The sequence below is a fragment of the Nonomuraea sp. NPDC049129 genome (assembly GCF_040648495.1).
Lineage (GTDB): Bacteria > Actinomycetota > Actinomycetes > Streptosporangiales > Streptosporangiaceae > Nonomuraea.
This window is the reverse complement of the sequence record NZ_JBEZDU010000010.1, coordinates 306,968-319,102: the sequence shown is the minus strand read 5'-3', so window position 1 is coordinate 319,102 and position 12,135 is coordinate 306,968. Positions and strand designations below refer to the sequence as shown.

The following is a 12,135-nucleotide window of genomic DNA, read 5'->3' as shown; positions in this document are numbered from 1 at the left end:
CCATGGGGTGTCAGTCGGCGACGGGCAGCCAGACGCGCATGGTGGCGGGGCCGCGATTGCCCCAGCGGTGGTACGGCACCAGCCGCAGCACGGTGTCCGTGCCATCCGGCGCGTCGGGCGTCGGCCCGTACGGCCAGTCGTCGGTGGCCGGAGTCCCGAGCACGACGGCGACCTCGATCTCCACGACAGGATCGACAGCGGGACCAGCGGCGGGACCGACAGTGTGACCGGCGGCGAGATCGGCGGCGGGGTCAGTGGCGGGCGCGCCCGCGACGGGATCGGGCGCGCCCGCCTCGGAACCGGCCGCCCTCGGTACGGGGACGGCTGCGGACGCCCCTTCCGGAGAGCCGGCCTGGTGGTCGGCCGGATGGTCAGCTGGTTGATCGCCCAGAGGGGCGGCCGGAGGGGCGGCCGGAGGGTCGGCCGGACGCTCGATGGGTGCGGACGAGATGCGGGCGGCCACGTCGGCGAGTGGCGGCTCGTCGGCGACGGACTCCGCGCAGTAGACGAGCGGCCCGCGCTCCACCGCGACACTCCCGCGCAGCGCGTCCACGCGCCGGTCGGGGAAGGTCCATCGGGGAGCCATGGGCAGGTCGAGCCGGATCTCATCACCCGGCCGCCAGTCGCCCGCGACGACGGCGTACCCGGGCTCGACCTCCCGACTACCCGACATATGCGAAATGTCCGACCCACCGGCGTCCGACCCGCGAGCGTCCGACCCACCGGCGTCCGATCCAGCGCCACCGTCCGGCCCGGCCGGTCCGTACGCGAGCGTGGCGCCCTTCGCCCAGGCGGGCACGCGCAGCGAGATCCGCCCGCTGCCACCCGAAAGGACCCGCACGCGCACCCCGCCCGACCACGGATACCCGGTCTCCACCCGCAACGCGAGCGGCCCATGGGTGATCTCGCCCGGTGTGAAGTGGTGGATCTGCACCCCGCCCGCGTCACTCGTCGCCACGTAGGCCGCCAGCGAGGCGAGCGTGCGGGCGATGTTGTTCGGGCAGCACGACACGTCGAACCACGGCGAGCGCAGCCCGCCCTCGGCGGCGTGGTTGACCCCGTTCAGCGGCACGGCCGGCACCCGCACGCGCAGCGGGTTGGCGTAGAAGAACGACCGGCCGTCCAGGGCCACCGCGGTGGCCAGCACGTTGTACAGCGTCCGCTCGGCCACGTCGGTGTACCGGGCGTCGCCGGTGGCCAGCAGCAGCCGGTGCGCCAGCATGATCGAGGCGATGCCCGCGCAGGTCTCGGAGTAGGCGCGGTCCGGCGGCAGCTCGTAGTCCTCGCCGAAGGACTCGTCGGTGTGCCGCGAGCCCATGCCGCCCGTCAGGTGGGTGCGTCTGGCGACCGCCCGCTCCCACTGCGCTTCGACGGCCTTCAGCAATTCCTCGTCGCCCGTCTCCACAGCCACGTCGACGACGCCGCTGGCCAGGTAGAGCGCCCGTACGGCATGCCCGCGCAACGACTGCGCGCGCCGTACTGGAAGATCATCCTGGAAGTAGGCGCGGCCGAACGGGATCTCGGCCAGCGCGGGCAGGCCCCGGCGTTCGACGAAGCGGCGGGCCATCTCCAGGTAGCGCTCGGTGCCGGTGGCCCGGTACAGCTCGACCAGCGCCATCTCCACCACCGGGTGGCCGCAGGTCTCCGAGGTGTCCATGAAGCGGCGGCAGATGTGGTCCGCCGCCCGCTTGACCACCTCGGTCAGCCGGTCCTCGCCGTGCATGCGCAGCCTGGCGACCCCGGCCTGGATGAGGTGGCCGTAGCAGTAGAGCTCATGGCCCCACTCGAAGTCGGTGTAGCGGCTGCCGGACCATCGGGTGTTGAGGTAGCCGTCACCCTCCTGGGCCCTGGCCACGGTCTCGGCCAGCTCGGGCAGCGCGGGGTGGTCGGCCCACGCCATCCCCTCCAGCAGCTTGTAGATCTCCGAGTCGCTGAACTCCCTGCCCTTGCGGGGCAGCCGGCCTCGGAAGTTGTCGATCCAGCCTTCGCGCTCCATCCATTCCTGGCAGTGGGCGATGGTGACGTCCCGGTTGAGGGTGACGCGGTCGCCCCAGAAGCCGGGCGCCGGACGTACCGCGTCCAGGCCGAGGGGGGACAGCACACCCGATGAGGGGAGGACAGGATTAGCCACGCAGAGCTCCCGACATGAATCCGCGCACGTAGTGGCGCTGCAGAATGACGAACAGAATGAGACAGGGGAGTGCCATGACCATGACGCCGGCCTGGAGCATGCCGTAGTCGATGGCGCCGAACGTGCCCTGCGTCATGCTGACCACGGCCACCGGCAGGGTGAACGACGCGCCGTCGTTGAGCAGGATGAGCGGTGCGAAGAAGTCGTTCCACGAGGCGAGGAAGGCGAACAGGCCGACCGTGACGAGCGCGGGCCGTACGGCGTGCAGCAGGATCCGGGAGAAGGCCCGGAAGGTGCCGCAGCCGTCGACCAGCGCCGCCTCCTCCAGCTCGCGCGGGATCGCCTCGAAGGCGTTGCGCATCATGAACAGCGCGAACGGCAGCTGGAACATCACGAACACCAGCGACAGCCCCAGCAGCGAGTTCTGCAGGCCGAGGTAGCCGAGCAGCACGTAGAGCGGGATGAGGATCGTCGCGTACGGCACCATGAGGATCGCCAGCGTGGCCAGGAACAGCAGGTTCTTGCCGGGGAAGTCGAACCGGGCGAAGGCGTAGCCGCCCAGCGCGGAGACGATCAGCGTGCCGGCGACGGTCATCGACGACACCAGCACGCTGTTGGTGGCGTAGGTGCCGACGCCCTCGCCGAACTGGGCCATCTTCAGGTAGTTGGACGGCTCCTCCAGCGACGCCCAGCCGCTCCACACCAGCGGGAACAGGAACAGAATGGCCAGCGCCGTGACAGTGGGGTAATACCGCATCATTGGTCGTTCACCGCTCCTCACTCCCTCCGCGGGCCGCTCGTTCCTCGCGGACCGCTCCGTTCGCTGCGTCGGGTTCACTCCTCACTTGAGCCTCCGCATCAGCAGAGTGTTGAACCCGACCAGGGCGACCAGCAGCACGACGGACAGCGCCGCCGCCCCGCCGAGGTCGAAGCGGAAGAACGCGTCGCGGTAGACGACCATGACCATCGAGACCGTGCTGTTGTCCGGGCCGCCGTTGGTGAAGATGAAGAACTGGTCGAAGGCCAGCAGCGAGCCCGTGATGCTGAGGATCAGCATCAGCGCCAGCGTCGGGCGCAGCAGCGGCATCGTGATCTTGGTGAAGATCTGCCAGCGGTTGGCGCCGTCGCTCCTGGCCGCCTCGTACACCTCGACGGGGATCGACTGCAGGCCGGTCAGCAGGATGAGCATGTTGAACCCGGCGAAGCGCCACAGCACGAGCGCGATCGTGGAGAACAACGCCATGTTGGGCGTGCCGATCCACTTCACCGGCTCGTGCGTGATCCCCAGCGTCTGGAGCAGCGGGTCGATCGGGCCGAAGTCGTTGTTCAGCAGGCCGTAGAACAGCAGCGCGGCGGCGGCGAAGCCGACGGCTCCCGGCAGGAAGAACGCGGTACGGAAGAACGCGACGCCGGGGCGGCGCTCCTGCACCAGCAGCGCCAGGCCGAGCGCGACGGCCGACAGCAGGACGGTGGTGATGGCGGTGTACTTCAGCGTGAAGAGCACCGCGTCGAAGAACAGCGGGTTCTTGGGGATCTTGGCGTAGTTGTCGGGGGCGTTGAAGACCGCCTGGCCCAGCAGCGGCCAGCGGTTCAGCGACATCCAGACGACCAGCACCAGCGGTGCGAGGAACAGGACGCCCACGATGACGGCGGTCGGTGCGGCGTACAGCCAGCCTTGGACCTGTCTCCTCCGCCATCGGGCGGACGGCACTGTGTGGGCCGCCCGCCGCTTGGGCTTGCTGAGAGTTGCAATCATTGCTGCAGGGACTTCGTTATCTCGGCGTTCAGTTGGGGCACCTTCGAGGCGTCGCCGAACACCGCTTCGCGAGCAAGCCGCAGCCAGGGTCCCTGCGGGTCGTTGAACGTCTGGCCGAAGCGCAGCGCGTAGGGCGTCTGACCCTTGGCGACCAGCGAGTTGATCAAAACCACACGCGGGTCCTCAGCCGAGTACTTGTTGTTGGCCAGGTCCGTACGCGCGAGCACGTCCTTGTTCTTGGCCATGACCTCGACCTGCGCGTCATCGGAGACGGTCCAGGACAGGAAGTCCCAGGCCGCGTCGGCGTTCTTGGACGTCGAGGAGATGCCGATCGAGTCGCCGCCCACGAAGGTCGACTCGCCACCGTCGGGACCGGCGATGGGGGTGACGCCGATCTTCATGTCGGCGGGCATCGTGCCGAGCGTGGTCGACGGCATGGGCATGACGCCGATCTCGCCCTTGGGGAAGAAGCCGGTCCAGGTCGGGCCCTGCTCCTCCTTGGCCGTCGGGCCGGTGACCTTCTTCTCGTACAGGTCGCGGTAGGTCTTGAACACCTCGGTCATCGCGGGCTGGTCGTTGAGCGAGGTGGTGCCTTCGGCGTTCATGACCTGGGCGCCGGCCGCCCAGACCGAGGGCCAGAAGGTGAAGACGTAACAGCCGCCGCAGTTGCCGCCGAAGAACGTACCGTGCACCTTGCCGTCCTTGCCCAGCTTCTGCTGGATCGTGGTGGCCTGCTGGGCGAACTCCTTCAGCGTCTTGGGCCCCTTCTCCGGGTCGAGCCCGGCCTTGGCGTAGAGGTCCTTGTTCCAGAACCAGACCGACAGGTCCAGCGTGTGGGGCAGGGTGTAGAGCTTGCCGTCCAGCGTGCCCAGCTTCATGTGGGAGGGCGCGAGACCGGCCTTGTACGGCAGGGCGTTGACCCGGTCGGTGATGTCCATGAACAGGCCCTGCGAGGTGTAGTTCGGGACGAAGATCACGTCGGCCGCGAACACGTCCGGCAGCTGCTTGGCCCCGGCCGCGGCAGCGATGCGCGGCTGGTAGTTGTCCGTCGGGATGACGGTCAGTTTCACTTGGTTCTTGTGACTGCTGTTGTAGGCCTTCACCAGCCGTTCGCTCTGGGCCTGCGTCGCCGCGCGGGTCCACATGGTGATCGTGACCGGGCCTGCCGCTTGGGGCTGCTTCTCGCTCCCACCGCTCCCGCTGCTGCCGCAAGCGGCGGCTGTGAGCGCTAACAAACCGAGGAAGGCGATCCCAGCCAGCCGTCGTCTCATGGTTGTCTCCTTCGGGACCCCCGTGAACTGAAAGGTTTTCGGAAACGTAGAAGAAACATTGGGGCCTGTCAATGGGTATTATGGTTTGTCCTAGATACCGGGTTACTGAAAAGGGTTTCGAAAATATGGCGGGTAGGCGCGCGACCATCAACGACGTGGCCTCCCTGGCCGGGGTGTCGATCGCCACGGCCTCCAAGGCGCTCAACGGGCGGCAGGACGTGCGGGCCTCGACCCGTCAGCGCGTGCTCGCCGCGGCGGAGGAGCTCTCCTTCCAGCCGAACGCCCTGGCCAGGGGGCTGCTGTCCGGCCAGACGCGGACGGTCGGGCTGCTCACCTCTGACAGCGCGGGCCGGTTCGGCATCCCGGTGCTGCTCGGCGCGGAGGACGCGTTCGGCGCGGGGGAGATGGCGGTGCTGCTCTGCGACGCCCGCGGCGACGCCATCAGGGAGCAGCACCACCTGCGCGCACTGCTGTCGCGCCGCGTCGACGGGCTGATCGTGGTGGGCGAGAGCACCAACCCGCGGCCGTCGGTCAGCCGCGATCTCGGAGTGCCGGTGGTCTACGCCTACGGGCCGTCGGACGATCCGGAGGACGTGTCGTTCGTGCCGGACGACGTGGGCGGCGCGGTGATGGCGGTCAACCATCTGATCGCGCTGGGCCGGCGGCGGATCGCGCACGTCACCGGGCCCGAGCACTACAAGGCGGCCCGTGATCGCGTGGCGGGCGTGGAGCTGGCGCTGTCCGAGGCGGGTCTGGAGCAGGCGGGCGAGACGCTCTGGGGCGCGTGGTCGCAGCGGTGGGGGCGGCACGCGGCGGAGATGCTGCTGATGGCCCAGCCGGAGATCGACGCGGTGTTCTGCGGCAGCGACCAGGTCGCGGCCGGGTTCGTGGAGGCGGTCCGCGAGCGGGGGCGGCGGGTGCCCGACGACATCGCGGTGATCGGCTACGACAACTGGGAGGTGCTGTCGACCGAGACGCGCCCGGCCCTGACGACCGTGGACATGAACCTCGAGCTCCTCGGCAGGACGGCCGCCCAGCACCTGTTCGCGGCCATCGACGGACGGGCCACGCCGGGCATCCATCGCATGCCCTGCCAGCTGGTGATCCGCGACTCCACGGCGTCGTCGGCGTAACCGCGCGCAGAGGGCCTGGCCCTCCTGGTATGTTAGCGTTAACATTTCGAGTGAACTTCCTCTCCAGGCTGGGCGCCAAAGATGAGGAGCGCTCAAGGCAGAGCTCGTGTGACGCGACCGTAATCGGACGACCTCTTGACGAGACCTGTTGTTAACGTTCACAGTCATGCCAAGCCAGGAAGGGAGCACGGCAGTGGGAGCGACCCAGGGGCGTCGACCGCCGGTCATGGCCGATGTGGCCAAAGAGGCCGGGGTATCGCACCAGACGGTCTCACGCGTGCTCAACGAGCATCCCAACGTGCGCAGCGAGACCCGCGCGCGGGTGATGGAGGCGATCGACAAGCTCGGCTACCGCCGCAACCTTGTCGCCCGCGCCCTGGTCACCAAGCACTCCAGGACGCTCGGCGTGGTCAGCTTCGACACCACGCTGTACGGCCCGGCCAGCACGGTCTACGGCATCGAGCAGGCGGCCCGGGGGGCCGGCTACTTCGTCAGCATCGTGAGTCTCAAGTCCATCGACAAGATCGGCGTCAGTGATGCCCTCGACTACCTGGCCGACCAGGGCGTCGACGGCATCGTCGTGGTCGCGCCGCAACGGTCGGCCGCCCAGGCGCTGGGGGAGCTCCCGTTCGGGGTGCCCACGGTCGCCGTCGAGGGCGGCGAGGCCGGTGACGTGTCGGTCGTCTGCGTCGACCAGGTCCGCGGCGGCAGGATGGCCACCGAGCACCTGCTCTCCCTGGGACACGAGACGGTCTGGCACATCCGCGGCCCCTCCGACTGGCTGGAGGCCGAGGGGCGCGTGGCCGGGTGGCGGGCCGCGCTGGAGCAGGCGGGCCGTTCGGCCCCTGAGCCGCTCGCCGGAGACTGGAGTCCGCGCTCGGGATACGAGGCGGGGCGGAGTCTGGCGAGCATGAAGGACGTCACGGCGGTGTTCGTCGCCAACGATCAGATGGCGCTGGGCGTGCTGCGGGCGTTCACCGAGCAGGGGGTGAGAGTGCCCGACCAGGTGAGCGTCGTCGGTTTCGACGACATCCCCGAATCGGAGTTCTTCTCGCCGCCGCTCACCACCATCAGGCAGGACTTCGGCGCGGTGGGCAGGCACAGCATCGAGGTGCTCCTTCGGCAGATCGAGGGCCAAGGCTCCCACGAGCGCGAACGCCTCGTGGTCCCGCCCTCGCTCGTCTCCCGGGCCAGTACGGCCCGGCGGTAGGCCGTACACGATAGGAAGCGCGCACGCACCCACGCGTTCGGTGTTAGCGCTCACATCAGAAGGGACCCCACGTGTTGAAGAGGATCTCGGTGTTGATGCTCGCCGGGTTCACCGCCATGGCGGTGGCCGGATGCGGCAGTGGCGGCGGCGGTGGCGGTGGCGCGATCACCATGGGCTTCTCGCAGGTCGGCGCGGAGAGCGGCTGGCGCACCGCGAACACCAAGTCGGTGCAGGACTCGGCCAAGTCAGCCGGGATCACCCTGAAGTTCTCGGACGCCCAGCAGAAGCAGGAGAACCAGATCAAGGCGATCCGCTCCTACATCCAGCAGAAGGTGGACGTCATCGCCTTCTCGCCGGTGGTGGAGTCGGGCTGGGACACCGTACTCAAGGAGGCCAAGGACGCGAAGATCCCGGTGATCCTCACCGACCGGGCCGTGGACTCCAAGGACACCTCGCTCTACAAGACCTTCCTCGGCTCGGACTTCATCGAAGAGGGCCGCAAGGCCGGCAAGTGGCTGGTGGACGAGTACAAGAGCAGCACCGACCCGGTCAAGATCGTCGAGCTGCAGGGCACCACGGGCTCGGCGCCGGCCAACGACCGCAAGGCGGGCTTCCAGGAGGTCATCAAGGCCGAGCCCAAGTTCCAGATCGTCGCCTCGCAGACCGGCGACTTCACCCGGGCCAAGGGCAAGGAGGTCATGGAGGCCTTCCTGAAGTCCACTCCGGACATCGACGTGCTTTACGCGCACAATGACGACATGGGGCTGGGTGCGATCGAGGCCATCGAGGGCGCGGGCAAGGTGCCCGGCAAGGACATCAAGATCATCACGGTCGACGCCGTCAAGGACGGCATGCAGGCCCTCGCCGACGGAAAGATCAACTACATCGTCGAGTGCTCCCCGCTGCTCGGCCCGCAGCTGATGGACCTGGCCAAGAAGGTCGTCAAGAACGAGACCGTGCCGACCCGCGTGATCACGCAGGAGACGGCGTTCAACCAGGAGCAGGCCAAGGCCGCTCTGCCCAACCGCCAGTACTGACCGCCGACCGGGCCGGCCCTCGCGGGCCGGCCCACCCATACGAGCAAGAGCGAGGAGAGGGGCGCCGATGGCCGTACCCGCGCCGATCCTGCTGATGAGCGGAATCGGCAAACAGTTCCCCGGCGTGAAGGCTCTCGACGGCGTGGACCTGCGACTGCTGCCGGGCGAGGTGCACGCGCTCATGGGCGAGAACGGCGCGGGCAAGTCCACCCTGATCAAGGTGCTGACCGGCGTCCACTCCATCGACGCCGGCTCCATCGAGTTGCTGGGCGAGCCCGTCGCGTTCGGCAGCCCGCTGGAGGCTCAAGGGGCCGGCATCAGCACGGTCTACCAGGAGGTCAACCTCTGCGCGAACCTCTCGGTCGCCGAGAACATCTTCGTCGGCCGCGAGCCCCGGCGCTGGGGCCGGATCGACTGGCCGCGAATGCGGGCCAGGGCCGCGGAGCTGCTGGCCCGGCTGGAGCTCGACCTCGACGTCTCGGCCCCCCTGTCGACCTACTCGCCGGCCATCCAGCAGATGGTGGCCATCGCGCGGGCCATCGACATCGAGGCCCGGGTGCTGATCCTCGACGAGCCGACCTCCAGCCTCGACGCGAGCGAGGTCGAACAGCTCTTCCGCGTGATGCGCACCCTCAAGGAGGAGGGCATCGCGATCCTGTTCGTCTCGCACTTCCTCGACCAGGTCTACGAGATCTCCGATCGGATGACGATCCTGCGCAACGGGCGGCTGGTGGGCGAATACCTCACCGCGGAGCTCAGCCAGGTCGAGCTGGTCGCCAAGATGATCGGCCAGGAGCTCGCCGCCCTGGAGAAGCTGCACGGCGAGGCCAAGGTGTTCGACCGGCCGCTGCTGGAGGCGCGCGGGCTGGGCCGGGCCGGGGCCATCGAGCCGTTCACGCTGACCGTCCACGAGGGCGAGGTCGTGGGGCTGGCCGGGCTGCTGGGCTCGGGCCGTACGGAGGTCGCGCGGCTGCTGTTCGGCGCCGACCACGCGAGCGCCGGTGAGGTGACCATCGAGGGCGCGCCCGTCTCGTTGCGCACGCCGCGCGTCGCGATGAACCACCGGATCGCGTTCTGCTCGGAGAACCGCAAGTCGGACGGGCTGATCCCCGACCTCACGCTCCGGGAGAACATCATCCTGGCCCTGCAGGCCACCAGGGGCTGGACCAGGCCGGTCCCGCGTGAGCAGCAGGACGAGCTGGTCGGCAAGTACATCTCCGCGCTGAAGATCAGCCCGGCCAACCCGGAGCACCTCGTACGCGACCTCAGCGGCGGCAACCAGCAGAAGGTGCTGCTGGCCAGGTGGCTGATCCTGGAGCCCAGACTGCTCATCCTCGACGAGCCCACGCGCGGCATCGACATCGGCGCGAAGACCGAGATCCAGCGCCTGGTCGCCCAGCTCTCCGACGGCGGCATGGCGGTGCTGTTCATCTCCGCCGAGCTGGAGGAGGTGCTGCGGCTCAGCCACAAGGTCGGCGTCCTGCGCGACCGCAGGCTGGTCGCCGAGCTGCCCAACGACGACGACCTCACCACGGACGTGCTCATGGAGACCATCGCAAGTGGCGGCGCGGGCGGAGGGCGAGCGGAATGAGACGCCTGCTCTGGCCGGTCGTCATCCTGGCCCTGCTGCTCCTCGTCAACGTGTTCTTCACCACGAACTTCTTCTCGATCCAGATGCGCGACGGCCACCTCTACGGCAGCCTGATCGACATCCTGCGGTTCGGCGCCCCGCTCATCCTGGTCTCACTCGGGATGACGCTGGTCATCGCGACCGGCGGCATCGACCTGTCGGTCGGCTCGGTGGTGGCGATCGCGGGGGCGCTGGCCTGCCTGCAGATCAGCGACGACGCCGGCGTGTTCACCGCCGTGGCGCTGGCGCTCGGCCTGTCGGTGCTGCTCGGGGCGTGGAACGGCCTGCTCGTCGCGGTCGTCGGCATTCAGCCGATCATCGCCACGCTGATCCTCATGGTGGCCGGGCGCGGCCTGGCCCAGCTGATCACCGGCGGGCAGATCATCACCGTCAACAGCCCCTCGTACAAGGTCATCGGCGGCGGCTACTGGCTGACCGTGCCCTTCGGCATCCTGCTGGTCGTGGTGGTCCTGGCGATCACCGTCTTTCTCACCCGCAGGCTGGCCCTGGGCATGCTGATCGAGTCGGTCGGCGGCAACGCCGAGGCCAGCAGGCTCGCCGGGATCCGTTCGCGCGGCATCATCATCATGGTCTACGCCTTCGCCGCGCTCTGCGCGGGCGTCGCCGGGCTGATGATCAGCTCGAACGTGTCCAGCGCCGACGGCAACAACGCCGGCCTCTGGGTCGAGCTCGACGCCATCCTGGCCGTGGTCATCGGCGGCACCTCGCTGTCGGGCGGGCGCTTCTCGCTCGGCGGCACCGTGCTCGGCGCGCTGATCATCCAGACGCTGACCACGACCATCTACTCCATCGGCGTGCCGCCGGAGACCACGCTGCTGTTCAAGGCGCTCGTGGTGACCGCGGTCTGTCTCATCCAGTCGAAGTCGTTCCGCGAGAAGGTGTTCGGCCGTCGCCGCCGAGCCGTGCCGCCCAGCCCGGCGGCCGAGGAGAAGGTCAGGGTGACGGCATGACGACCGTGACGCTCAACGGCCTCAGGACGATCCCGGCCAAGTACGTGCCGGTCCTGGTGACCGCCGGCCTGTTCGTGGCGATGTTCGTCGCGGGCGGCATCCGCTACGAGGGGTTCGCCAGCGGGCAGGTGATTCTCAACGTCTTCATCGACAACGCCTTCTTGCTGGTCGTGGCCGTCGGCATGACGTTCGTGATCCTGACCGGGGGGATCGACCTGTCGGTCGGCTCGGTGGTCGCGCTGTCCACCATGATCTCGGCGAGCCTGATGAAGGGGCCCGGGTGGCCGCCGTACCTGGTGATCCCGCTGGTGCTGCTCATCGGCGCCGCGCTGGGGCTGGTGATGGGATACATCATCCACGCCTTCGACATCCAGCCGTTCATCGTCACGCTGGCCGGGATGTTCCTGGCCAGAGGGCTGTGCTACACGATCGGCACCGACTCGATCCCCATCGAGGACCCGACGTTCACGGCGTTCGCGCAGACCAGGATCGACCTGTTCGCCGGTCTGTGGATCTCGCCGAGTGTGATCATCGCTGCCGTTGTGGTGCTCGTGGCGGCGTACGTGCTGCACTACACGCGCCTGGGCCGCGCCGTCTACGCCACCGGGGGCAGTGAGCAGTCCGCGCTGCTGATGGGCCTGCCCGTGGCCCGGACGAAGATCACGGTCTACACGGTCAGCGGGTTCTGCTCGGCGCTCGGCGGGGTGCTGCTGTCGTTCTACATGCTCTCGGGGTACGGGCTGCACGCCGTCGGCATGGAGCTCGACGCGATCGCGGCCGTCGTGATCGGCGGCACACTGCTGACCGGCGGCTCGGGGTTCCTGCTCGGCACCGTGCTGGGCGTGCTCGTGCTGGGCCTGATCCAGACGGTCATCAGCTTCGAGGGCACGCTCAGCTCGTGGTGGACCAAGATATTCATCGGACTTCTGCTCTTCGTCTTCATCCTGCTCCAGCGTCTATTCTCGGCGCGCCGGACCTGACCTCCGGCACGGCCTC

At 68.7% G+C, this 12,135-nt stretch carries 10 protein-coding genes; 6 read left to right on the top strand and 4 right to left on the bottom strand.

Annotated elements, in window-relative coordinates; all coding sequences use genetic code 11:
• Positions 1 to 10 precede the first annotated feature (10 nt).
• From AB0B64_RS31285 to AB0B64_RS31270, 4 genes are all read right to left on the bottom strand, one after another.
• Positions 11 to 2,131, bottom strand: a complete 2,121-nt coding sequence (locus tag AB0B64_RS31285) for a beta-L-arabinofuranosidase domain-containing protein (RefSeq protein ID WP_358181321.1) — start codon at positions 2,129 to 2,131, stop codon at positions 11 to 13.
• Positions 2,124 to 2,891: a carbohydrate ABC transporter permease gene (locus AB0B64_RS31280; RefSeq protein WP_357939908.1), complete on the bottom strand. Its 768-nt coding sequence runs from the start codon at positions 2,889 to 2,891 to the stop codon at positions 2,124 to 2,126. The genes AB0B64_RS31285 and AB0B64_RS31280 overlap by 8 nt, the downstream gene beginning before the upstream one ends.
• A gap of 81 nt (positions 2,892 to 2,972) precedes the next feature.
• Complete coding sequence (locus tag AB0B64_RS31275) at positions 2,973 to 3,887, bottom strand: sugar ABC transporter permease (protein ID WP_357939909.1); 915 nt, start codon at positions 3,885 to 3,887, stop codon at positions 2,973 to 2,975.
• Positions 3,884 to 5,158, bottom strand: coding sequence for a sugar ABC transporter substrate-binding protein (locus AB0B64_RS31270; RefSeq protein WP_357939912.1), 1,275 nt, complete (start codon positions 5,156 to 5,158; stop codon positions 3,884 to 3,886). Before AB0B64_RS31270 ends, AB0B64_RS31275 begins: the two co-directional genes overlap by 4 nt.
• A gap of 125 nt (positions 5,159 to 5,283) precedes the next feature.
• Here AB0B64_RS31270 and AB0B64_RS31265 point away from each other — a divergent pair, with 125 nt between their 5' ends.
• The 6 genes from AB0B64_RS31265 to yjfF all read left to right on the top strand — a co-directional run bounded on the left by AB0B64_RS31265 (position 5,284) and on the right by yjfF (position 12,119).
• Entirely contained in the window at positions 5,284 to 6,291 is a 1,008-nt protein-coding gene (locus AB0B64_RS31265; RefSeq protein ID WP_357939914.1) for a LacI family DNA-binding transcriptional regulator, read from the top strand.
• Positions 6,292 to 6,517: 226 nt separating this feature from the next.
• Positions 6,518 to 7,501: a LacI family DNA-binding transcriptional regulator gene (locus AB0B64_RS31260; RefSeq protein WP_357941456.1), complete on the top strand. Its 984-nt coding sequence runs from the start codon at positions 6,518 to 6,520 to the stop codon at positions 7,499 to 7,501.
• Between the two features lie 71 nt (positions 7,502 to 7,572).
• A complete protein-coding gene (locus tag AB0B64_RS31255; protein WP_357939916.1) occupies positions 7,573 to 8,538 on the top strand; it encodes an ABC transporter substrate-binding protein in 966 nt (321 codons plus the stop codon).
• Positions 8,539 to 8,605: 67 nt separating this feature from the next.
• Entirely contained in the window at positions 8,606 to 10,129 is a 1,524-nt protein-coding gene (locus AB0B64_RS31250) for a sugar ABC transporter ATP-binding protein (protein ID WP_357939918.1), read from the top strand.
• On the top strand, positions 10,126 to 11,139 hold the full coding sequence (locus AB0B64_RS31245) for an ABC transporter permease (RefSeq protein WP_358181324.1): 1,014 nt from the start codon (positions 10,126 to 10,128) through the stop codon (positions 11,137 to 11,139). The genes AB0B64_RS31250 and AB0B64_RS31245 overlap by 4 nt, the downstream gene beginning before the upstream one ends.
• A complete protein-coding gene (gene yjfF / locus AB0B64_RS31240) occupies positions 11,136 to 12,119 on the top strand; it encodes a galactofuranose ABC transporter, permease protein YjfF (protein WP_357939922.1) in 984 nt (327 codons plus the stop codon). Before AB0B64_RS31245 ends, yjfF begins: the two co-directional genes overlap by 4 nt.
• Positions 12,120 to 12,135 lie beyond the last annotated feature (16 nt).